This window comes from Candidatus Marimicrobium litorale (assembly GCF_026262645.1).
Classification (GTDB): domain Bacteria; phylum Pseudomonadota; class Gammaproteobacteria; order Pseudomonadales; family Halieaceae; genus Marimicrobium; species Marimicrobium litorale.
Genome location: NZ_SHNO01000001.1, coordinates 3,029,332 through 3,050,678, shown reverse-complemented (window position 1 = coordinate 3,050,678; position 21,347 = coordinate 3,029,332). Strand labels below are relative to the sequence as shown.

General features: G+C 54.0%; 23 protein-coding genes. 15 read left to right on the top strand and 8 right to left on the bottom strand.

The features are described 5' to 3' along the window. The first annotated feature begins 159 nt into the window (after positions 1 to 159). The 3 genes from EYC82_RS13820 to EYC82_RS13810 all read left to right on the top strand — a co-directional run bounded on the left by EYC82_RS13820 (position 160) and on the right by EYC82_RS13810 (position 2,733). A complete protein-coding gene (locus EYC82_RS13820) occupies positions 160 to 1,140 on the top strand; it encodes a sialate O-acetylesterase (protein ID WP_279250126.1) in 981 nt (326 codons plus the stop codon). Between the two features lie 224 nt (positions 1,141 to 1,364). Then, complete coding sequence (locus tag EYC82_RS13815) at positions 1,365 to 1,796, top strand: MAPEG family protein (protein ID WP_279250125.1); 432 nt, start codon at positions 1,365 to 1,367, stop codon at positions 1,794 to 1,796. A 136-nt stretch (positions 1,797 to 1,932) separates the two neighbouring features. Continuing rightward, on the top strand, positions 1,933 to 2,733 hold the full coding sequence (locus tag EYC82_RS13810) for a lysophospholipid acyltransferase family protein (protein WP_279250124.1): 801 nt from the start codon (positions 1,933 to 1,935) through the stop codon (positions 2,731 to 2,733). 11 nt (positions 2,734 to 2,744) lie between these two features. Here the strand turns inward: EYC82_RS13810 and EYC82_RS13805 are convergent, their stop codons facing one another. Both EYC82_RS13805 and EYC82_RS13800 read right to left on the bottom strand, forming a co-directional pair. Continuing rightward, positions 2,745 to 3,497 (bottom strand): pteridine reductase, encoded by a 753-nt coding sequence (locus EYC82_RS13805; RefSeq protein ID WP_279250123.1) that lies wholly within the window; start codon positions 3,495 to 3,497, stop codon positions 2,745 to 2,747. Positions 3,498 to 3,745: 248 nt separating this feature from the next. After that, positions 3,746 to 5,176 (bottom strand): carotenoid oxygenase family protein, encoded by a 1,431-nt coding sequence (locus EYC82_RS13800; protein ID WP_279250122.1) that lies wholly within the window; start codon positions 5,174 to 5,176, stop codon positions 3,746 to 3,748. Between the two features lie 300 nt (positions 5,177 to 5,476). Between EYC82_RS13800 and EYC82_RS13795 the strand changes: the two genes are divergently transcribed. Both EYC82_RS13795 and EYC82_RS13790 read left to right on the top strand, forming a co-directional pair. After that, the gene (locus EYC82_RS13795; protein ID WP_279250121.1) at positions 5,477 to 6,277 is read left to right on the top strand and encodes a glucose 1-dehydrogenase; all 801 of its coding nucleotides are present in this window, start codon (positions 5,477 to 5,479) and stop codon (positions 6,275 to 6,277) included. A gap of 92 nt (positions 6,278 to 6,369) precedes the next feature. Beyond that, positions 6,370 to 7,215 (top strand): metal-dependent hydrolase, encoded by an 846-nt coding sequence (locus tag EYC82_RS13790; RefSeq protein WP_279250120.1) that lies wholly within the window; start codon positions 6,370 to 6,372, stop codon positions 7,213 to 7,215. 16 nt (positions 7,216 to 7,231) lie between these two features. On the opposite strand, the gene EYC82_RS13785 is transcribed toward EYC82_RS13790, so the two are convergent. Together EYC82_RS13785 and EYC82_RS13780 are read right to left on the bottom strand one after the other, a co-directional pair. Further along, a complete protein-coding gene (locus tag EYC82_RS13785; protein WP_279250119.1) occupies positions 7,232 to 8,101 on the bottom strand; it encodes an LLM class F420-dependent oxidoreductase in 870 nt (289 codons plus the stop codon). 35 nt (positions 8,102 to 8,136) lie between these two features. Then, a complete protein-coding gene (locus EYC82_RS13780) occupies positions 8,137 to 8,655 on the bottom strand; it encodes a hypothetical protein (RefSeq protein WP_279250118.1) in 519 nt (172 codons plus the stop codon). 188 nt (positions 8,656 to 8,843) lie between these two features. Here EYC82_RS13780 and EYC82_RS13775 point away from each other — a divergent pair, with 188 nt between their 5' ends. The 4 genes from EYC82_RS13775 (at position 8,844) to EYC82_RS13760 (ending at position 11,612) form a co-directional block, all read left to right on the top strand. Continuing rightward, positions 8,844 to 10,052, top strand: a complete 1,209-nt coding sequence (locus EYC82_RS13775; RefSeq protein WP_279250117.1) for a phytanoyl-CoA dioxygenase family protein — start codon at positions 8,844 to 8,846, stop codon at positions 10,050 to 10,052. A gap of 250 nt (positions 10,053 to 10,302) precedes the next feature. Next, positions 10,303 to 10,791 (top strand): cytochrome P450, encoded by a 489-nt coding sequence (locus EYC82_RS13770; RefSeq protein ID WP_279250116.1) that lies wholly within the window; start codon positions 10,303 to 10,305, stop codon positions 10,789 to 10,791. A gap of 21 nt (positions 10,792 to 10,812) precedes the next feature. Beyond that, a complete protein-coding gene (locus EYC82_RS13765; protein WP_279250115.1) occupies positions 10,813 to 11,319 on the top strand; it encodes a cytochrome P450 in 507 nt (168 codons plus the stop codon). Continuing rightward, positions 11,241 to 11,612 carry a cytochrome P450 gene (locus tag EYC82_RS13760; RefSeq protein ID WP_341475062.1) on the top strand — a complete coding sequence of 124 codons (372 nt, stop codon included), beginning with the start codon at positions 11,241 to 11,243 and terminating at the stop codon, positions 11,610 to 11,612. Before EYC82_RS13765 ends, EYC82_RS13760 begins: the two co-directional genes overlap by 79 nt. 9 nt (positions 11,613 to 11,621) lie before the next feature. Here the strand turns inward: EYC82_RS13760 and EYC82_RS13755 are convergent, their stop codons facing one another. Beyond that, entirely contained in the window at positions 11,622 to 12,389 is a 768-nt protein-coding gene (locus tag EYC82_RS13755) for an enoyl-CoA hydratase/isomerase family protein (RefSeq protein WP_279250113.1), read from the bottom strand. A 15-nt stretch (positions 12,390 to 12,404) separates the two neighbouring features. Further along, entirely contained in the window at positions 12,405 to 12,812 is a 408-nt protein-coding gene (locus EYC82_RS13750; RefSeq protein ID WP_279250112.1) for a GFA family protein, read from the bottom strand. A gap of 254 nt (positions 12,813 to 13,066) precedes the next feature. On the opposite strand from EYC82_RS13750, the gene EYC82_RS13745 reads away from it, so the two are divergent. Continuing rightward, positions 13,067 to 14,548 carry an FAD-dependent oxidoreductase gene (locus EYC82_RS13745; RefSeq protein WP_279250111.1) on the top strand — a complete coding sequence of 494 codons (1,482 nt, stop codon included), beginning with the start codon at positions 13,067 to 13,069 and terminating at the stop codon, positions 14,546 to 14,548. A gap of 84 nt (positions 14,549 to 14,632) precedes the next feature. Then, a complete protein-coding gene (locus tag EYC82_RS13740) occupies positions 14,633 to 15,316 on the top strand; it encodes a PaaI family thioesterase (RefSeq protein ID WP_279250110.1) in 684 nt (227 codons plus the stop codon). Between the two features lie 3 nt (positions 15,317 to 15,319). Here EYC82_RS13740 and EYC82_RS13735 read toward each other — a convergent pair whose 3' ends face one another. Continuing rightward, entirely contained in the window at positions 15,320 to 16,060 is a 741-nt protein-coding gene (locus EYC82_RS13735; RefSeq protein WP_279250109.1) for a glutathione binding-like protein, read from the bottom strand. 247 nt (positions 16,061 to 16,307) lie between these two features. On the opposite strand from EYC82_RS13735, the gene EYC82_RS13730 reads away from it, so the two are divergent. After that, positions 16,308 to 16,838, top strand: a complete 531-nt coding sequence (locus EYC82_RS13730) for a nuclear transport factor 2 family protein (protein ID WP_279250108.1) — start codon at positions 16,308 to 16,310, stop codon at positions 16,836 to 16,838. 25 nt (positions 16,839 to 16,863) lie between these two features. Further along, positions 16,864 to 17,928 carry an NAD(P)H-dependent amine dehydrogenase family protein gene (locus EYC82_RS13725; RefSeq protein WP_279250107.1) on the top strand — a complete coding sequence of 355 codons (1,065 nt, stop codon included), beginning with the start codon at positions 16,864 to 16,866 and terminating at the stop codon, positions 17,926 to 17,928. A gap of 125 nt (positions 17,929 to 18,053) precedes the next feature. Here EYC82_RS13725 and EYC82_RS13720 read toward each other — a convergent pair whose 3' ends face one another. Then, entirely contained in the window at positions 18,054 to 19,079 is a 1,026-nt protein-coding gene (locus EYC82_RS13720; RefSeq protein WP_279250106.1) for a hypothetical protein, read from the bottom strand. A 54-nt stretch (positions 19,080 to 19,133) separates the two neighbouring features. Here EYC82_RS13720 and EYC82_RS13715 point away from each other — a divergent pair, with 54 nt between their 5' ends. Then, entirely contained in the window at positions 19,134 to 19,970 is an 837-nt protein-coding gene (locus EYC82_RS13715) for a Rossmann-fold NAD(P)-binding domain-containing protein (RefSeq protein WP_279250105.1), read from the top strand. Between the two features lie 312 nt (positions 19,971 to 20,282). After that, positions 20,283 to 21,302 carry a DUF4382 domain-containing protein gene (locus EYC82_RS13710; protein WP_279250104.1) on the top strand — a complete coding sequence of 340 codons (1,020 nt, stop codon included), beginning with the start codon at positions 20,283 to 20,285 and terminating at the stop codon, positions 21,300 to 21,302. Positions 21,303 to 21,347 lie beyond the last annotated feature (45 nt).

The following is a 21,347-nucleotide window of genomic DNA, read 5'->3' as shown; positions in this document are numbered from 1 at the left end:
AGTTTGAGCAGGCACCGCCATGGCGCGATCGACGCCCCCCCGTTTGGTCCGTCCGCTAGCGCCGCCGGCACGATGGCGATACGAAGGTTGCCCGCCAAGGCCATGTGGGAGACACTCTTCGCACAAGCGAGAAAATGATCCGAGAAAAAGGCCCGGGCCATGACGAGACACTACCGCCGCATATTGATTGGCGCGCTACTCTTCTTCGTGCTGGCCGCTGGCTTTGGCACACTGTTCGGGCTTGGTGCCGTAGCCGGCAAGTACAGGCCTGAGCTGGCGAGACCCTTCAGCGATTGGGCTATGGCCATCGTATTACCGCTGCAACAAGCCTACTGCGACGTCGAGGATGTCACCGTCTGTGGAGTATCGGACGCGGGCCGCGAACGCGTCCCTTGTGATGCATTCCAGTCAGACAATCCGCGACATGCAGTGCTTATGACTTTCGGTCAATCCAACAGTGCCAACTTCGGCCAGACCCGCCATACAGCAGGTCCTGGGGTGGCAAATTTCAATATCCATGACGGACACTGTTACACCAGCGAAGATCCACTGCTGGGCACGGATGGCAGCGGCGGATCTGTTTGGGGAATTCTCGGGGACTCTCTGGTAGCCAGCGGGGCCTTTGATCAGGTACTAATTGCGCCCTTCGGCATCGGTGGCACCTCCTTAAACGAATGGACCGCTGGTGGACGCCTTCATCCCCGCGTGAAGCACGCAGCGGTACAACTGCAGAAATCAGGGATCACACCCACGCATGTCCTCTGGCATCAGGGCGAAAACGATGCGCGAGCAGGCACCCCGCAAGATGCATACGCCGGGATGTTTACGGAACTCGTTGATTCCTTGCGTGACTATGGCATTAGCGCCCCTGTATTCGTGGCAGTGGCCACTATTTGTAACAACCTCGGAAGTGATGCAATACGCTCGGCACAGCGCGGGTTGCCCGACGCGATCGAGGGTGTTTATCCCGGCGCCGACACCGACACCCTGTCCGATATGCACGATCGACACGACTTTTGCCACTTTTCCGAGACAGGCCTGGTCGAGCACGCCGCCCTGTGGAACGATTCCATCTTGTCTTTCGAAGCCTCTGAAGCGCGCGTATCAAACGCCGCGCAGGCAGCCAAAAACCCCGGTTAGTCCCGTTTACAGAGGCGAGGATCAGTATCAGTACCGCGGCGTACATAGGGCGATGGTGTGGCAACGCAGACCGTTGCTGCAACCATCCATAAATACAGACGGGATGGCGTAAGGAAGCTTAGTTTCAAAAGCACTGGACAGCGCCCCCTGTTCACTTCAATACTCGCAGTATCAATAGTCTACGCAGTTTCTCTTTTCCTTGACTAACACAGCAGGATCGAGCCATGCCCATTTCAACCGATATACTGGCGCCCGTCGTCGCCCTCCTGCTACTGACCAGCGTGGCATGGGTATGGATGTATGCCACGCGCATTCCCGCCCTTGTGAAAATGGGCATGAAACTGGATCCGTATTTGCCCAAGGGTCAACAGATGTCCGAACTGCCCGCCCGGGTGCGCTGGAAGGCAGACAACTATAACCATTTACTCGAACAGCCGACCATGTTCTACGCCATTGCTTTAACTATGGCGTTGCTGGGCACAGGCGAAGGAACAAACCTGACACTGGCCTGGACCTACGTCTGCCTGCGCGTTATACACACATTGCAGCAGGCCTTGTGGAATAAGATTGAGGTGCGCTTTACCCTCTTTACGGTGTCGTCACTGGTGCTGATCACTATGGTAATCAGAACCGCATTGGATGTCTGGGGCCGCTAAGCACGCAGATATACGCCACCTGTAGATGAACGTTAACAACTAACAAAGACAACTCTCTCATGCTTAAACTAACCACTTTTTTGTCTGTCCAACGCTGCGCCCGAAAACTGCGACTCAAAACTAGAGAAATCATGGCATGACAGCCCGCCACTCGCAGCGCAATGCACTGCAAAATCCTCGTGCATTGAGACTGCTCAATCTCTTGCAACGTCGATTATTTGATTATGAATTTCTCGGCCTGCAAAACCTGGATAATAATAAGCCCTCTCTTCTTGTCGGTAATCATTCAATCTATTCCTACGACCTCGCGATACTTCTGGTCGAACTGAAACTGCAAAAGAACATTCGATTGCGCGCACTGAGCGACCGGTTACATGAGAGGATTCCCTACTGGCGTGATATTCTCAAAAGTCATGGCGTGGTGCCTGCAACACCGGATAATTGCACACGACTAATGCAGTCTGGTGAGCATATTCTGGTATTTCCCGGCGGTGCCCGCGAAGCACTTAAACGAAAGGGAGAGGAACACCGTCTTTTCTGGAAGAAACGCACTGGCTTTGCGCGGATGGCATTAGCCAACAGGTATCCTATCACTCCGTTTTTCGTCTATGGCGCAGACCTCGGCTACGACATATTGTGGGATTACAGTCGAATCAAGAAAAACCGGGCTCTCGCGCCATTGTTCAAGGAGCGGAGTAAGTTGAACGAGCTACTTCGCGACGGTGAGTTAGTTCCACCTATTGCTCTCGGTCGCTACAACACCCTCTTCCCCAAAAAGATTCCTATGGTGTTTGCCGTTGGTAGGCCGATCTCTACTCGAAAATATAAAGGCGCCACTGATGAGGACACACTATGGGAAGTTCGCGAACGGGTTGAAGAGGCGGTGACCGGCCTTATGGAAAAGGCGACACGGCACCTCGAAGGAAAAAATACTTAGGCCATCGGACTTCAGCCCACCAGAGAGCGCCCTCCGTCGACAATCAGAACCTGGCCCGTAATAAACGGCGCGTCACAGGCCAAAAAGCCAACTGCCCCGGCAATATCGGCAGGATCACCCTGACGTTGGAGTGGGGTGCGAGCCAACGTTTCCTCACGCATTGACGTGTCGTAAGACTCGCCCCCCTCCGGCCACAGTATGGCACCTGGAGAGACGCCGTTGACGCGCACCTGCGGTGCCAACTCTACAGCCAGACTGCGGGTCAGTGAAGTGAGTCCGGACTTTGCTGCACAATACGCGTTATACCCAGGCAAAGGACGCTCGGCGTGGACATCGAGAATATTAACAATGCTTCCTCGCGCGTTTTTCAATAAGGGCAGCAAGGCCTGCACAAGAAAGTAGGGGCCTCGCAAATTTGCGTTCAGCATGTCGTTGAACTGAGACGGCGTACAATGATCAATCGGCGTCGGCGCGTACCCTGACGCATTGTTAACCAGCACGCTCAAGGTGCCGTAGCGCTCTGCCAGGGTGTTGCCCAGTCTCTCTATCTCTTCAGTGTGTTGTATATCCGCCTGAAGAGTCACGCAGGAATCAGGTCGCTCATCACACATCAACTGCGCCAAGGCTTCTGCGTCCTCACTGGAACTCCGATAGTGAAGCACTATATCGAACCCCCTGCGATGCAAATGCAGCGCAATCTCTTTACCAATACGTCTAGCGCCGCCTGTTACAAGCGCTATTTTACTGTTGTTATCTGATTCCATAATTTTTTTCCAATCCAACGCGTTGGGCAGTGAATGGCATTGTCACTCCTCATAGTAGAGCGGAGCCTCACCACACGCATTGCACATCCAAGGCAGCCGGGGAATCAGAGCACACTGGCAAAAGCTTCGAACAACGCCTAAGGCACTTTAACGTGAGGCAATACGATCATGGCGCGCCGTTTTCATCGGGCACATGCGAATTCGAGCGTAACCATCTGCCTAAACTGCTCCGGATTACAAGCAGGAGCTCAGCCCAGGGCTGAGTCGGGCACCCAGACGCCGTGGAACCCTACGGGGACACGCACCGGTAAATGCACTTTTGCGATGGGACCGGATGATATAGCGGTCGCATCAAACAGGCAAAAAGCAGTGGCCTGAGTGTTCTTGTCATATACATAGCTAGCGATATAACCACCATCCTCTGTACTGGAATCCGCCGCCGGAATAAATATAGGCTCCCCCGGTTCCAGCGCCACGCCGGGAAGCCAGTCATCGACTTCGCCTGACTTCAGGTCATACTTGCGGATACCACCTTCCGCCTGCTGTGCTTTTTCCGGGCCGTCGTTTTCTTCATCGACGGCAAGGCTATAGCCATAGCGGTAGTCCCGGGTCCAGTACTCGCGGTTCACCTGCGGAAACTCCATCGGGTGACCATAAACACGATCCACCGAAGCCTTACCGGTTTTCATATTCATAGAGAAACGCGAGAGATGCGCCGGGTGGAAAAAATCGTGCGAGTTCTTTACCCACAGGTGATCATAGCGCGCCGCATCGACAACCACCTCGTCGCCTTGCTCGAAAGAATTCATTACGTGGAAAACAAAGCAGCTTGGGATATCAAACCATTTTATATCTGCGTTGGTGCCCGTGCGCGGCATAACACCAAAACGGCAGGGCGCGTTGTCATCCCACTTAAATGGGAGACCACTGCCAGCAATCGCCGAGAACCAGGAAAATCGTACCTGCATCTCCATGAAAACGACATAGTTTTCCGTGACTGCAAAGTCGTGAACCATGCTTGGCCCGGTCAATTTGATCGGCTCCACCTGCAACATGTTGCCATTTGTATCGGCACGCATGTACGTGAGGTACGGCTCCATCACGTTATAACCGAAAAAAAGCAGCTCTCCGGTTATTGGATCAATCCTCGGGTGGGCAGTCATATTGCCCGTCAATTTTCCCTCATAATTGAACGACCCTTTCGTGGAAAGGTCTTCCGCATTAATGAGGTAGGGGTAACCAAACTCACCAAGGGACATCAGCTCGCCACCATGGTAAATCAGAGAAACCGCGCTGGTTGTATTTTCTGGCTTGGGTGAGCCCATACCACCGGCTTCCTGTCTATATACCGGTGTATCTACGTATCGATTGCGATACCACTTTGCCTCGCCAGCCTCGAGCCGGACACCATGCATCATGCCGTCTCCCCCGAAGAAATGCTCCGCCACTCCAGAGGACGCATTGGTACCGTTACGGACATAGAGACCCGAGAGCTCCGGTGGAATGGAGCCCTCTACCTTCAGGCTGGTCTCGGTGACCTCCTCCGTTACGGGCCTGAAGTTGCCCTCCTGCCAAAACTTGACCACCGGCGCATCTTCGGAGCAGCCGGAGAGTGCGGTTGAAGCCGCAGCACCCATCGCCGCCATACCCGTATATCCAAGAAAATCTCTGCGTTTCATGGCGTTCCGCTCCAGCGTGACATCTATTTTTATTCTAGCCGCATAGTTTAACCTATCAGGGCGCACTGTGTAGCACTGTCTTTATTCGCGAGAGAGCCGCTGCGAAAGCCCGGGCGGGTTCAGCCGCAGACGCTACAAAACAGGTTCAGTTGAGTACCAAGCATTTAAACCCACACGGCCTTTCCTTCATCGCACCCCCTTGCCACAGCAACGCACTGATATCACACTGTCTTTCGCTTCAATTCCCCTCGCGCCTCAATCCGGGCATCAGGCGACCGCAACGCAATGGAGAGATTTCACATGTCATTGATGGATAAGTTTCGACTGGATGGTAAAACCGCCATCGTCACCGGCGCAGGCAAAGGCATCGGTGCAGGCATCGCGATCGCTTTTGCCGAGGCGGGTGCTGACCTCATCATCGGCGCCCGCACAGAGGAGGATTTGAACCGGGTGGCCGGGGATATTGAAGCCTTGGGCAGGCGCGCACTGGTTGTCCCTACTGATGTGCTCGATTATGCGCAGCTGCAAAATCTCGCGGATCGCGCCATGGCAGAGTTCGGCCGTATCGACATTCTGGTCAACAACGCGGGGGGCTTTCCGCCCAAGCCTGTTCTGGAAACCAGCGCCAGAGAATTCGAGGGCGCGTTCCGCTTTAACGTCAGTACCGCGTTCGAAATGTCGCGTATCTGTGCACCACTGATGAAGGACTCTGGCAGTGACGGCAATATTCTCAATATATCTTCTGTCGCCGGCCACAAGCCTACGCCTTGTTTCGCCGCATACGGCACCGCCAAGGGCGCCCTGTCCCTACTCACACAGGAACTGGCACAGGAGTTCGCCCCCTACCTGCGGGTCAACGCTATTGCAGTAGGTTCAACAAAAACCGATGCCCTGAACACTGTTTTGTCACCGGAAATTGAACAAACCATGGTGGAGCTGACGCCCATGGCGCGATTGGGCGAGGTGGAGGATATCGCCCTGGGGGCACTCTATCTATGCACGCCCGCTGCCAGCTACGTCACCGGCGAAATATTGGCGGTCAACGGCGGCCTTGAGCGCTTGAACATGCAGATGCCCCGAGCTTGGGGCGGCATGGGCTAACGAGCAGACTGACCGCAATCTGGCCATATAAGACTGATTATTTTTCAGGGCAGAAGAGTAGTCTCACTGTATTAGCGCAGAGGAGAGATACCATGGTCAGACAATCGAATACTCCAGCTGATGTACCGGTTGAACCGCGCAACCGCGAACACAGTCTCGGGCCGGCTCTGGCCGGCGACTGGTTCGATAACCACCCCTTCAAGACCGCATGGTTTAACGCCATGTCGATCACTTTTCCCCTGGGAGAAAAGTTTTTTATCGACAGTGTCAGACATTTTGCTGACCGGATCGACGACCCAAAACTGACGGATGACATACGCGGTTTCTGCGGCCAGGAAGGGTTCCATCGTCGAGAGCACCAGCACTACAACGAAACCCTTTGCCAACAGCGAGGCTATGATCTCGCTCTGATGGAAGGCCGACTCGAGGCCAATATCAAGCGAAGCAAGAAGTTTTTTTCGCCGATGCAGCAGCTTGCCATCACCGCATCGCTTGAGCACATTACCGCTATCCTCGCGGAATCGGCTCTTGATGAAAGTAACCCCATGCGCAATGAAGCCGACCCGCTGATGCTGGCCCTGTGGCAATGGCATGCAGCTGAGGAGATGGAGCACAAATCCGTTGCTTTCGATGTCTACCGCGCCATGGGTGGCACCGAAAAAATGCGCAAGCGCGCTATGCGTCAATCAACGCTGTTCCTGATGATAGACGTCATGGCCGGTGTGGTACACATGCTACGCCGGGATGGACAACTCTGGAATCTGCGCCTCTGGGGACAGGGCTGGAAATTCCTGTTCGGACGGAACGGGGGAATATTGCGCAGTGTATGGCCCGCGTACAAGGAATACTACAAAGACGGATTCCATCCCTGGGACAGAGACACCCGGCCATTACTGGCATCATGGAAAGAAAACGATCAGCAACTTTTGACGGCCTGAGATCGGCTTGGCCGCACTACTCAAACTTGCTGATAATGTCGTCTGAGTAGCGCTTTACAGCATCGATTTTTTGGTCGAGGTCATCTGTCTCGCCGTGGTAAAAAGGCCATGGCATCGTCAGGATATGAGTCACACCGGCGTCTTCGAGGCGGCGATATCCGTCAACATCCCATGCATCTGACGGCGTCGCCATTACTTCGTAGGGCTCATTCTCTCGGCCGTATTCACGTCGCCACTGATTGATTGAGTCAATCGATTCAATAATCTCATCAGAGGGTTGAAGATCGGTGACCCATCCATCACCCAGACGGGCTGCTCGGCGCATGGCCGGTTCTGAGATGCCACCAATCCAGATAGGGATATACTCCTCAGGTGCTGGATTCATTTCCAGCGCGTCGAACTGATAGTACTTACCCTGATACTCAACCAACTCGCCGGTCCAAAGAAGCCGAAGAATCTCAAGAATTTCATCCGTGCGCTTCCCGCGTGTTCGGAAATCTGCATCCATCAGCGCGAATTCATCCGCCGACCAGCCCACACCGATAGCTGGGGTAATCCGGTTATTGGAAACAATGGCCGCAGTGCTGATTGCCTTCGCCACCAAGAATGGGTTGCGCATGGGCAGCACAAATATATTGTTGGTAAACCGCAAACGCTCCGTAATTGTGGCCAGCGCGCCAATCATCACCCAGGGATCAGGCCAGTCGGTAAAGGGCGGCCAACGGCGACTGCCATCTTCTGTATAGGGGTAAGGTGTTGAAATCTCCTGCGGGTTTGCCACATGATCGGAGAATGACATGGCGTGCCAGCCATGGGTATCCGCAACTGGCGCCAACTTGGTGAGATGGGCCACGCTGCTGAAAGAGGTGGACATAACAAACTTCATGAAAAGGTATACTCCCGCGCGAGAGGTGCGCGATATTACTTGATTATGTTGATGAGGTCGCTGGGCTCCACATAGATCCGAGAGAGACATTCACCTTTCTCTTCGTTGAACTGGTCTATCTCTCCCATCTTGCAACGACTCGCATCGAAGACCACCACCCGTGAAATATCCCTGCAGCCCAAACCGGTGAACTGGACAGACTTCCATTTGGAATCGGTTGGCTTGACTGCAGAGTAAGACAGCGACCGTTCGGTGTAGACAATGTCATCCATGTTATGCACCGCAAGCCGCGGCACTAGAGAGCTAATTCTGTAGCCCAGATTATTAGTTAGCCGAAACTGCACCCTGCACGCATCGTCCATTTCATACACTTCGGTGACTCTCAGTACGGCGCTGTTGTCGGGATCACTCGCTCCCACGTCAAAGTATTCCCAGGTACCGTCACTGTCCAGCAGAACCCTGCGCCCGTCCGAGGTGTAAGCCTGAGTAGCGACCTGCGCAAGGGCCTGAAGACTCAGCGAGAACAAAAAAATCGCCATTGCCAGATGCTTCATTACTCCGCTCACCTCGCGTACCTCTGTCACTGCGGTCGCCAACCTTGTATTGTGTTGCTCGAAGGGTATCGTCCCTGCATAGTGTAAGCAATAGCTCTTCTAGGGAACGCTGCCGTTGTCGTTCTATACAACAAAAATACGCCAGCATAGGTGCCGCTTTCAAGAGAAAGCCGGCGCGCTCAACTAACATGAGTGTGGACTATCGCACTCGTGACGACACCGATATTCGCTCTATCGGGCCTGAGGAGTTCTTTTGCGGCCTTTTCCCCGACCTGCTGTCGCGGTATTCCTCCTGTGTCGAGCCCTGGTTATCGCAGAACAACCCCGGCGAACTGACCATCGACTGCGAGGGTACACTGTGGTCACTGGCGGTCTGCGCAGCAGGGATTGAGTCCTGCCGGGGTGGCCGTGAGACAGGCCTCAGGGTGAAGCTCAGTGCCGAGGAATTCTCCGGCCTGGTGAACGACCTTTACACCCCAATGACCTTCTTCGTCAGTGGTGGCCTGAGTATTCAACGGGGCGACATGTCCAATTTTCTGGACTGGTGGATGATTATTCGCGCTCTGGTCGACGGCAGGCCGATCCACGTTGCCGGCGCATTGGAATTCCTGGACGCCTCGGGAGAACCGCTGAACTTGCAGCAATCGTTTACGCCGCTCGACGATACACAAGACATGCGTCACTTTCTGGAAACTGCAGGCTTCCTGCACTTGGCCGGGGTATTCAGCGAAAGCGAGATGGCGCAGATATCCGCAGATATCGACCGATATCATGACCGATATACGGAGGGTGATCAGAGCAGCTGGTGGGCCACCACGGCAGACGGCGCTCGCCGACTGGTGCGCCTGCAGAGCTTTGATAAACACTCCTCTGCCACACGGGCGTTGCTGCAAGACCCAAGATTTCTCCGCATCGGTGAAGTCAGTGGCGCCGGTCACACTCATTGTGGGCTGGAGGGAAACGCCATCGAGGCACTGATCAAACCACTGGACGTTGTCGAGGGCATTTCCGACCTGCCCTGGCACAAGGACTGTAGCCTTGGTCGGCACAGTTACGAGTGCTGCAGCCTGACTGTAGGCATCTCTGTTACCGGGGCAGGCCCCGACTCGGGCCAGTTGCGCGTCATCGCCGGCTCTCACCGGGCGTTGATGTGGCCCGCGCTCATCACCAGACCAGAAAACTTGGGGCTACCCATTATCGACCTCCCGACCGCGACAGGGGACATCACTGTGCATCTGAGCTGCACGCACCACATGTCACAGGCGCCCACCGCCAGGGAGCGCCGGGTCCTGTATACCGGCTTCAGGCTCCCTTCGGTCTCGGTTGATTCCAGCAGTACCGGCAGAGCCCGCATCAACCGGGTGCGGGAAGCCGCGCACAAGAACGTTTCCCAGTAGTTCGATGCTGTTTCGGCAGCAGCATTGCCACTCTTAAATAGCAGGTCAGGCATGGGACAACGCTTGATCTGGATCACTATTGCCGCATTTAAAACAGTCAAACCTGTTTTTTTATTATGAAGCACCCTATTTTGACCCCTGCTGTATGAGAAACCGGTTAAGAGCGTCAATGGGCCTTTTCCACCCGGCCATGCACGAGGGGGGCTGAATAACGGCAACCCCGCGTATGCGAAACAGTGAGAGGTGCGCTATGAGCCTAACCAAAAAAGCCAGCGGAGCCATGCCAGAAAGCAAATGCCCCGCGGATTTCGATTTTTTTGACGAAGAGATATTAAATTGCTCCTACGAGTTCTACGAGCACTTACAGACGCAGGCTCCGGTCTACAACCTGCCCGGCACCAATATTTTTATGGTCAGCCATCATTCAGATATCAAACAGCTATTGAAGGACACCAAAACCTTCTCCAGTAACTTTACCCACCTGCTCAAAGGGCCAGAGCCCGCGCCAGAGGTCACTGCGATCTACGAGAAAGCGTGGCAACCAGTCGACACCCTGATTACCGCCGATCCGCCGCGGCATAAAACCTATCGCAACCTGGTCAATAAAGTATTTAACGCCGCGCGCGTCAATGCCATGGAAAATTATATGCAAGAAATGGCGCACGAGTTGATAGACAGCTTTATCGAACGCGGAGAATGCGATTTTATTCGCGAATTCAGTACGCCACTGCCAGTCTAAGTGATCGCTGATCAACTGGGAGTGCCAAGGACAGATTTACGCGACTTCAAACGCTGGTCAGACGCCTTCGCGCGTCGACTGAGCCAGATGGCAACACCTGCAGAACAAATTGAAGACGCAGAAAATATCGTCCCCTTTCACCACTATTTCGCAAACATGTGCGAAACGCGGCGTGAGAATCCTCGGGACGATATGATCACAGACCTTGTCACAACAAAGATTGCTGATCCCGATACAGGCGTCCGCCGACCACTCGATATGGAGGAGCTCCAGAGCCTGCTACAACAGCTAATGGTAGCGGGCAATGAAACCACCACTTCGGCAATTACAGGGGAAATGCTGAGCCTTTTAAAAAATCCGGAGCAACTCAAAGAGCTGCAAGACCGGCCTAAGCAAATAGCCAATGCAATAGAGGAGATTCTGCGAATGGAATCTCCCAGTGCGGGCATGTGGCGTGTGGCGTGTGGCGTGTGGCAAAAAAAAACAACGAGATTCACGATGTGCAAATCCCCAAAGGTTCACTCCTAATGCTACGCTATCACGCGGCAAACAGAGACCGCGCCCTTTTTGAGCATCCCAACGACCTCGAAATCGCGCGCAAAAACGCGAGTGATCACATTGCCTTCGGGCAGGGCATACACTTTTGTCCCGGTGCGATGCTGGCGCGCAAGGAAATGCTGATCGCGTTCAACGCGTTGCTGTCACGTCTGGACAATATAAAAATTGACCCTAGCCAATCTGATCTAGCCCATTGGCCGAACATTGTCCTGCGCGGCCTGAAGGGACTGCACATCACGTTCGAGAAACGAGTACAGGCGTGAATTGATACCCTACGTTTCGTCATATCCCGATTGTACGCTGCGCATGTCGGACAGGGCCCGCTCGGTCACCACCACTGACTGAAATACCGATTGCTCGTGACGAAGGGCTTCGTCCAGTGGCAGGTCACAACCGGGAACCAAAATTTTCTTCAGCCCTGACAGTGCGTCGGCGGATTTCTCGGCCATCTGCAGAGCCAATGTGAGCGCCTGATCCAGGGCCTCACCCTGAGGTACCAGTCGGGTAATTGCACCGAGATCATACAAACGTTCGGCACTGACCACAGAACCGGTCAACACCATGTCGAGAGCCGCTGCGCGACCTGCCAACCGCGCAAGGCGTGAGCAGCCCCCTATGCCCGTGGTCAGGCCCATATTGACCTCCGGCTGCGCGAAACAGGCTTGTGGTTCTGCGATGCGGATATCACAAGCCCAGGCAATCTCCGCCCCGCCACCAGACGCACTGCCCGCAATCGCTGCAATACTGACGACATCCTCGTGCGTCAGCTCTTTTTGCACGGTGAACCATCCAGCACCACTCCCGGTTTGTTCACCACCCTGAGCGCCGCTCATCAAATCGACCAACCAAGCGTGCTCCAGCCAGTGTCCTTCTAAACCTGATGCAAGTATCACTGCCCTTGCTCCCGCTTCACGACACTCTTTCAAAGTCGCGCCAAGAGCATCTACTGCAGCCCAGCAAATGCGATTGTTGCGGCCAGCGTCGCGGAAAGTCAGCACGGCTACCTTTCCACTCCAGCTTGTATCGATAGAAAAACTCACGTCGACGTACCTCGCTCAGCCAGGAAAACGATCAAACTGGGGCATATTTTCGGGAAGGTAGTGAAAATCCTGCTTCTCAATGCAGTACATGGCAATATCCGGTGTCCCGTAACTGGCAGGGTCGTCCAGTGTGCCCACCTTAAGTACAATAATGTCGGCAAGCGCGGGGGGTAAACTGGCAAGAGAGGTGCCACAATCCGGACAGAACTGACGTTTCACAGGTTGTTCCAGGTCGGTACGCTCAAAAACCCTGGGCTGTCCCTTTGTATAGTGAAAGCCGCTTACAGGCATCCCGAGCGCAACATTAGCAGCGCCGCCAGATATGTACTGACACTCCCGGCAATGACACAGCCCGCGCAGAACAGGTTCGCCCTCAGCTTCGTAGCGAACTTTTCCGCAATAGCAGCCACCTGTAAGCTTCATAGGACGCACCTCGTTATTGTGGTATCGGGCATGCGATGACCATGCATGCGGCGCTCTTAGTGTAGCGGCTTTTCACGATAGATTGATAGGCGCACCGGGAGCCCGTTTTACCGACCGTATCTAGCACAATCAACAATGCGAGACATTGGACACAAGCGTTATCATGCCAAGGGCCTGTGCTACATCGAGCGCAGAGTGTCTTGGCGCCGCGGCGGGCATTAATAACGGGATCAAGATCTGTGGAGAAATCTGAAATGAACGAAAAACCGGTTGATCAATCCACCGTCAGAACCTGGCACACCGAAGCGGATGTCATCATAGTGGGCGGAGGTGGCGCCGGCATATCCGCTGCTATCGAAGCCGCAGAACGTGGAGCAGACGTGATTGTGCTGGAGGCTGGCGACGAGGCTGGCGGCTCAACCGCGATGGCAGGAGGTCTCATTTACATGGGCGGCGGCACGCCGGTTCAGAAAGCTTGCGGCTTCGAGGATGATACCGAAGAGATGTATAAGTTTCTGCTACTTGCGGCAGGCCCGTATGCAGACAGGGCGAAAGTACGTCTTTATTGCGACCGCTCATTGGAGCACTACGACTGGCTGGTAAGACAGGGGGTTGAATTCAAGTCTGAATACTACCCGGGCAAACATACCAATACGCCCAACGAGGCGGCACTTATGATCACCGGCAATGAAGAAGCCTGGCCGTATGTCGATCATGCCAAGCCGGCACCACGTGGGCACAAGCCCAGAATAAAGGGCGATCATGGTGGTATTCCATTAATGCACAGCCTGCTGAACAGCGCGCGCTTGAAGGGTGTGGATGTGATCTGCAATGCACGGGCGCTTGCCCCGGTTACCAATGGATCAACCGTTGTGGGCGTGACAGCAAGGATCGACATGCGAGAAATGTGCATCAGCGCACGTCGGGGCGTGATCCTCGCTGCTGGTGGCTTTATCATGAACGAGGATATGGTGGCCACCTATGCCCCGACGTTGTCACGCGGCAACTGGCCTAACGGGAACCCGAATGATACCGGTGGAGGAATTCGCATAGGCATGGCAGCTGGCGGGTCAATTGTGTGCATGCATGAGGGATTTATCTGCACCCCGTTCTACCCGCCGCAGCAATTCCTGGAATCTATTATCGTTAACGAACACGGTGCACGGTTTATCAATGAAGATGTGTACCATGGCCGACTCGGCAGTGCTATTCTGGAGCGACAAGACGGTCGCTACTACCTCGTCATAGACAGCCGTCATTTTGACGTACTGGATCGTGCGCCAATGGGTGGGTATCCGGTAGCGGGCACGGGCGACTCTATAGAAGAACTGGCGAAAGAGCTGCACCTTCCACCGGAAGCACTCGCGCAAACACTCCAAACCTACAACGGACATGCATCTGCAGGCGTCGACCCCGAGCACCATAAAAACCCCAAATACCTTTTCCCATTGGACTCGCCCCCCTATGCCGCTTTCGATCTCACTCCGGGTAACGGCGCGATATTTGCCACAATGACTTTTGGAGGACTGGATACAAAACCAACAGGTGAAGTTCTCAATACAGAGAAAGCAATAATACCTGGCCTGTACGCGGCTGGTCGTAACAGTGCAGGGTTACCACGCAGCGCCGCGGGCTACGCCAGCGGAATGAGCATCGGCGACGCGACCTTTTTCGGACGCCTGGCAGGCCAAAGTGCTGCCTCACGAAATCGCGGCTCATCGCGTATCAAAACCTGAATCAACACCTGCTACCTGCATCACGTGTTGCACAAATTGCTGTACACTGGCCTCCCCGAAGGAACTTAGAACACCAGGCAAACAATGACTGAAGACATTAACCCCTTCGCTTCCGAAGCAATAACTCCGCCTTTCAACGAAGAGTGGCAGGCCAAGCGTCGGGTAGCCAAAGCGATCCAACAGCTTACCGAAGTACTGGTGACCAGCTCTCCCAGTATCGAGAAGATGCATGGTATCGCAAATCAACTGGAACGCACTGCATCAGAATTTGCAGAGTCACCCCGAATTTTCGGTCGGTGGGATTGGGCACAAAGTCAGGAACACGGCAATTTCGGACAAATTAGTCATGAACTTAATCCTCTCGCCGGATTGAGCAATCCCCTTGCCCCGCCAATCAATAACTGGATCGAGGGCGATATCGCCTTTGCTACTTGTACATGCGGCTGGGCCTATGAAGGCCCTCCAGGCAGTGTGCATGGCGGTTATGTCACCGCCATCTTCGATCAGTTCCTGGGAATGGCTCAGTTAATCACGAAGCAGCCCGGGATGACCGCCTACCTGCATGTTGATTTCCACGCTCGCACACCGTTGAATACCGAACTCAGGTTAGAGGCGCATGTGGTAAAAACTGAAGGACGAAAAAACATTATTCGCGGAGAAATGTTTGCAGAAGGCGTCAAGACGGCCAGCGCAGAGGGCCTCTTCGTGCAACCCAGGGGCGGCATGTACGCGGTAAAAACACAAGAAGCTGCATTACGCAATAATTAACGCTTACTCAAGCAAACCGCCCGTCTCTGGCGCGGGCCGCGCTCGCTGGTTATAGAGCAGTGATACCACCCGCTCAATCTCCTTCTCAGACAGCTTGGAGTAATCCTGCTTTTGGTCTTCCCCTATCGCCATGCCCTTTTGCACAGCAGGACGCTCGCTAAGCTGATTGAACCAACGTTTGAAGTATTTAAACTCATCAATATCGATGCCTTGTTCTTTCCAGCCTGCCACCCATGGGTAACAGGCCATGTCGGCAATTGAATAGTTATTGCCAGCGAGAAAACGTCGATCGTACAAACGATTATTCATCACGCCGTAAAGGCGGTGAAGCTCATCATTAAAACGGCGCAAAGCGTAAGACTGGTCGCCCTCACGGTCTTTAAGGCGCGCAAAGTGGCCTCGCTCGCCTGTCTTGGGGCCCTGGTTAGCCATTTGCCACATCAACCACTGGTACACTTCCCACTTATCCCTTGAGCTGTCACCGCCGAACTGGCCATACTTCTCTGCCAGATACATCATACAAGCGCCCGACTCGAACACGGATAGGGGCTTACCGCCATCTTTTGGAGCATGGTCAACAATAGCGGGCATACGGTTGTTAGGGCTTATCGCGAGAAACCCCTCCTCGAACTGCGCTCCGCGACCAATTTCGCACGCAACGACGTTGTAATCGATACCGCTCTCCTCCAACTGGATAGTAATTTTTTTGCCATTGGGTGTAGGCCAGTAATGCACATCGATCATATTTTTCGTCTCTTCTGTGTCTGCATAGCTGATTATAAACTCACACTTGCGCAAGATGCACAGCCGAATATCTGCTCAAAAGCGATACCTGTCAGCTCTACCATCGAGCTTCCAACACCGGCTTTCACCATAAAGCCCACTGACAGACATTAACCCATGAGCGAGTACAAAGTAATGAACCCTTCATGGGGTTTCACCCGCGCGTATTCATCTACTATGTAAGTCGAACATATCGGAAGAGGTAATTATGGACAGCAAAGAAAACATCGAAAAAGCCGCTCTCGAAACCTACGAGCGGTTTGTCGCTATGCGCGATAAGGTAGATATCGGCGAGTGCGGCTGGGACCAGATGGCGGAATTTTTCACCGAGGATGCGGTGTATATCGATCCTGCATGGGGTCGCCAGGAAACCCGGGAGGGTATACGCCAATTCTTCGTAGACTCCATGGCGGGCCTCACGGGGCACGGCTGGTCAACGCCCGAAAGATGGACCATGACAGACGGCCACCGCCTGGTCAGCCACTGGGACCAGGTTCTCGGCGAGAAGCCCGATGGCAGTCAATGGATGGTGCCCGGATTATCGATTCTTTATTATGCGGGTGATGGTCTCTTCTGCTACAGCCATGACTACCTCAACATGACGTACATCGGCGAAACCATGAAGGCCATGCAATGGCAACCACCCGAAGGTTTTAATATGCCTCCACGCAAGCCAGACTGGCGCACCCACTTACCCGAAGCCTGGCAATCACTGCCTGACGCCTTCACACAGAAGTAATCTCCAAAATACAAAGGATATAAAAATGGCACGTACTATAAATGTGATTCAATGGGCAACCGGAGGGGTCGGCCGCGCAGCGATAGAAGGCATCCTCGCACACCCTGGACTAGCGCTCGTGGGCTGTTGGGTACACAGCGAAGATAAAGCGGGCCGCGATGTGGGTGACATCTGCGGGCTTTCTCCCATCGGCGTGAAGGCAACTAACGACATCGACACACTGCTCGCCATGGATGCTGATTGTGTTCTCTACAGCCCGGTCATGCCAGACTCTGCGCTCGTCGCCCGTATTCTGGCGTCAGGCAAAAACGTGGTCACACCACTGAACTGGTTTTATCCGGGGAAGCGAAAAGTTGAAGATCTCGAAACTGCCTGCCAGCAGGGCAACAGCACTCTGCATGGCACCGGCATTCATCCCGGCGGGATTACTGAGCGCTTCCCTCTGATGGTGTCGGCGCTGTCTAGCGCAATCACACATGTGAGAGCAGAGGAATTCTCCGATATTCGCACTTACAACGCACCCGCTGTAGTCAGTGACATTATGCTGTTTGGGAAAACACCCGAAGAGGCCGCAAGTAGCCCTATGGTCAACCTACTCGGCGGGGGCTTCGGACAGTCGATGGACATGGTCGCTGCAGAAATGGGGTTCAAGGTAGATGGCGATATTAAAGCAGGACACGAAGTCGCCGTTGCTACGGCCCCGATTGATTCGCCCATAGGCGTTATCAAACCGGGGCTGGTCGCCGCACAGCGTTTCACTTGGCAACATACGGTTGCATCCGAGCCTGTGATAACCGTCAGGGTAAACTGGTTTATGGGTGAGGAAAACCTAGAGCCCGCATGGAATTTTGGCCCGGAGGGGGAGCGCTTTGAAGTCGAGGTAAGCGGTGATCCGTCCTCACATGTGGTCTTTCATGGATGGCATCCGGAGTCTGTCGCCGCAGGCTTGATTCGCAATCCCGGCATCGTGGCAACGGCAAATCACTGTGTCAGTGCGATTCCCTACGTCTGTGAAGCAGGGCCAGGTATTAAAACCTATCTTGACCTGCCCTTGATCGCAGGACGAGCAAGCCCGGCGTTGTCAGTCTGAGCGATAGCCCTGCTGACAAAATCCCGTCTTTCAGTAGGGCTCTCAGCATCTAACAACACTGCGCAAATAAGGGCTGCACGTCAATCCGATCGCAGTGACCAGATATGCCGGGCGTAGACCTATCACTATGCGTTTGATGCCAGTTTGTGTGGCATAGGCAGATCCAGAGGCGACAACAAGCCAGCCTTTGCCGCAACCACTCCGGGGATGGCGTACACCGCCCGAGTACCCGTGGACCAAGTGCCGATGATATCCTCTTCCATATAGACCTCGTGACAAATACGGCTGCCTGGTACTCCCCTGACATCCACTTCAATCCAGCCCTGTTTCGGACGCTCCGCAAGAAAACTCTCGCTGACATACTCATCACCGAGTAGGAAACGGACCTCAATAGTCGCAACCGGTTCGCTTCCATTCGTCGTGCTCGCTTTGATGAGCAAACCTGCCATCGTGCCTTTTTTTACCGTTACTTTATCGACATAGTCCATGGTCGCCGGTTCGAAATCGATATCGAAACATCGCCCGTCATGGGGCAAGCCGATTTTTTCTGCTATCAAGTCAGTAATGTCCATGAGGTTGTGGAAAATTGCGTAAGTCGTATCAGCGGTGCTACGCAGCTCCTCCTCCGATTTACCAAAGCCGAAATGCTGCAGAAAGACCTCGCTGAGTGAAGACTGCTGTTCGCAGGTCTTGATATAGACAGAATCCACTTCGCTACAGCAGGACGAGGCCAATAGCGCCAACTCATAGCTCAATCCTGGGTTCAATCCGGTCCCGAACAAAGAGGAATTACCCTTCTTGCAGGCCTCTAGGATCTCAGGATAGTGCCTATTTTTCTTTGGGTTCCAGCCCGCCATAATACTGATGACATTTTTTCCACTGGCCAAAATCGGAATAATATCGTCGTATCGCTCCAGCGGTGGGTTGTAGAGCACCACATCCGCGTCCAACGCAAGCATCTCCTCTCTATCGCTTGTCGTAATGACGCCGAGTGATTCGATACCCGCCAACTCGCCTGCGTCTAATCCGGCTTTCTCCTCGTGGAATACAAAAGCACCCACGAGCTCCATAGTGGGAGATTGCGCCAACAGCCTTATCTGGTGTCGGGCAATTTCTCCCGTGAACCACTGGATGACTTTGATTTTCTTCATTGAGTTTTTCCTGTCAGAATGAAGCCCCACATATGCTAGCACGACAGGTGTTATATGATATCCATTCTAAAGAAAATTCTTGTCTTCGGACTCCTTGGCTTCATTCTTCTGATTGCCGGATTCGACATCTGGGGTTACCTCACCCTCGGCAAAATTACGCCACAAGCGGATGCCTATATTGACGACAACGCAAACCGAGTCGTCATGGTGATGGGAGCAACTGGCTCTGTCGGCGATGGGTTGTTGAAAGCGGCGATTGAAGCGCCCGAGGTCGATAAGGTTCACGTCGTTACTCGTCGGACGTCCCCAAGAATAGAAGAGGGCGTCGCAGAAGGTAAAGTGACCATGCACATGCACGAAGATTTCACTGACTATGCGGCGCTGGGAGACGCGCTGCAAGAGGTCGATACCGTGCTCTGGGGCCTTGGTGCCACTTCAATAGGAATGGACGACGATATCTATACCTTGATACACGTGGATTTTCCGGTAGCGTTTGTGAAGGAATGGCTCTCACATCGCAGCGCAGGGCCGATGTCGTTTCACTCTGTAACCGGCATGGGCACTGACCCCGAAGGCGATCAGCATTGGGCCAGAGAAAAGGGGCGCGCAGAAATCGAAGTGGCCGAAATGGCAGACGGCAATGGCCTAAGAACGTTTGGGTATCGCTCCGCATTTGTCCGGCCCACCAGCGAAAGATCAAATGCCGGAATTTATCTAGCGGAGTATTTGTTGCGGCCCGGGCACCTGGTTATTACCGGCAAGCAGTTAGGCGAGTCGATGCTGGAGATCAGTGCTCGCACCAAAGAACTTCCAAACTACACACTCCTCGACAATGCTGACAGTATTGCATATGCAAAAGCGTACGAGGCCAGAATGCGCTCATCCGACTAGCAATCGGGCGCGTGCGATCCAAGCCAAGGGTGCGGCTGCCCGATGTAGTCGATATTCTTGGTGCCACATTCGGCATCAGGCTTGATTGGCCACTCTGCCGTTGCGGCGTAAATAGGGTTTTTCGGCGAAAACGTCGGTACATGCGCTGCACCGTGTCGACAACACGGGCAGACATCTAGAGATCATCGCCATTGGCAAACGGTGCGCCCAGCGTGACAACAACCGCGCCGAGCTACCGCACTGTTACTTGCTTCTTATTTGACACATAATGCGGTGGGAAACGCGGTTAAACCAATATGGATTACCAATGGCATGACACGACTTGATCGATGCATTCTGACCCTGCTACTGGCGGCCTTGTCCCTGTTACCAGCCGGCTGCGGTGGCTGCGGGTTCGATTGTAGCGGCAGTAACAACAACAATGATGCTACTCGGCTGACACTCGGGTTTTCCGATGCCCTTCCTGAGGATCTCGATGCAGTAGAGATTACGGTCGAATCCATTATCTTTCGCCGCAGCGGAAATGAAGACATTGTGGTAGATAGCTTCACCATCAAACCATTGAACGACGTCGACTCAGCAGAATTTCAGATGAACCTGCTGGACTATCAGGGGGATAGCCAGCTAGATGTCATTACTGACTTTGAAATACCCAGCGGGTTCTATAGAGAGGTCTCTATCGTTATCGCAGGTAATGATATCAATGCTTCCTCCGTGACAGAGTCAGCGACAGGGCGTCAGGTAGCGCTGAACGTACCCGGAGGCAGCCTGGATCTCAAAGACCTGTCGCTACCGTCCGGGGAGCAGATTGTTGCCGTAGAATTCGCTTTGGCACAGGCGCTCGAATATCAGTCCGATTCTCAGCCTTATCTTCTCAACACCACGGGTATCCGCATGCAGAATCATGCGAGCAGCGCCCGCTTGTGGGGTCAGATCGACCGGAACCTGTTCGACGAGGTCGAGCCGTGCAGTTCAAAGGAGGATCCCAACAATGGCAATCGTCTTTATCTGTATCAAGGCAAAGGTCTGGAGCAGCAAGCCTTAGCCGACGTCTATAACCCCGCCCGCGCTGACAATGTTCCGCCCAACGCTATCGCACCGTTTGCTGTCGCGAGTATCGTTCAGAGCAGGACAACCAGTGAGTGGGAGTATGCGTTCGGTTATCTGCCCGACGGCGACTATACGATGGCGTTTTCCTGTAATGCCAGCACTGATAACTCAATCACTTACGAGGGGCTAGAGATACCTCTGCCCACAAATCAGGTGTACGAGGTCACGCTGGATACAGGTGCTCGCGTCCAGTGCAACCTTACCAGCAACGCGCGCTGCTAGAAAAACTGCGTGGCCTGTAGGTAAACGCCCTGTCCACCGATAACA

Coding starts and splice junctions, on each gene's coding strand:
- EYC82_RS13780 (WP_279250118.1), bottom strand. CDS start 8,655: ATGAAGCATCTGGCAATGGCGATTTTTTTGTTCTCGCTGAGTCTTCAG.
- EYC82_RS13740 (WP_279250110.1), top strand. CDS start 14,633: ATGACTGAAGACATTAACCCCTTCGCTTCCGAAGCAATAACTCCGCCT.
- EYC82_RS13820 (WP_279250126.1), top strand. CDS start 160: ATGACGAGACACTACCGCCGCATATTGATTGGCGCGCTACTCTTCTTC.
- EYC82_RS13775 (WP_279250117.1), top strand. CDS start 8,844: ATGAGTGTGGACTATCGCACTCGTGACGACACCGATATTCGCTCTATC.
- EYC82_RS13800 (WP_279250122.1), bottom strand. CDS start 5,176: ATGAAACGCAGAGATTTTCTTGGATATACGGGTATGGCGGCGATGGGT.
- EYC82_RS13810 (WP_279250124.1), top strand. CDS start 1,933: ATGACAGCCCGCCACTCGCAGCGCAATGCACTGCAAAATCCTCGTGCA.
- EYC82_RS13710 (WP_279250104.1), top strand. CDS start 20,283: ATGACACGACTTGATCGATGCATTCTGACCCTGCTACTGGCGGCCTTG.
- EYC82_RS13715 (WP_279250105.1), top strand. CDS start 19,134: ATGATATCCATTCTAAAGAAAATTCTTGTCTTCGGACTCCTTGGCTTC.
- EYC82_RS13730 (WP_279250108.1), top strand. CDS start 16,308: ATGGACAGCAAAGAAAACATCGAAAAAGCCGCTCTCGAAACCTACGAG.
- EYC82_RS13725 (WP_279250107.1), top strand. CDS start 16,864: ATGGCACGTACTATAAATGTGATTCAATGGGCAACCGGAGGGGTCGGC.
- EYC82_RS13750 (WP_279250112.1), bottom strand. CDS start 12,812: ATGAAGCTTACAGGTGGCTGCTATTGCGGAAAAGTTCGCTACGAAGCT.
- EYC82_RS13785 (WP_279250119.1), bottom strand. CDS start 8,101: ATGAAGTTTGTTATGTCCACCTCTTTCAGCAGCGTGGCCCATCTCACC.
- EYC82_RS13790 (WP_279250120.1), top strand. CDS start 6,370: ATGGTCAGACAATCGAATACTCCAGCTGATGTACCGGTTGAACCGCGC.
- EYC82_RS13795 (WP_279250121.1), top strand. CDS start 5,477: ATGTCATTGATGGATAAGTTTCGACTGGATGGTAAAACCGCCATCGTC.
- EYC82_RS13735 (WP_279250109.1), bottom strand. CDS start 16,060: ATGATCGATGTGCATTACTGGCCTACACCCAATGGCAAAAAAATTACT.
- EYC82_RS13770 (WP_279250116.1), top strand. CDS start 10,303: ATGAGCCTAACCAAAAAAGCCAGCGGAGCCATGCCAGAAAGCAAATGC.
- EYC82_RS13805 (WP_279250123.1), bottom strand. CDS start 3,497: ATGGAATCAGATAACAACAGTAAAATAGCGCTTGTAACAGGCGGCGCT.
- EYC82_RS13745 (WP_279250111.1), top strand. CDS start 13,067: ATGAACGAAAAACCGGTTGATCAATCCACCGTCAGAACCTGGCACACC.
- EYC82_RS13815 (WP_279250125.1), top strand. CDS start 1,365: ATGCCCATTTCAACCGATATACTGGCGCCCGTCGTCGCCCTCCTGCTA.
- EYC82_RS13720 (WP_279250106.1), bottom strand. CDS start 19,079: ATGAAGAAAATCAAAGTCATCCAGTGGTTCACGGGAGAAATTGCCCGA.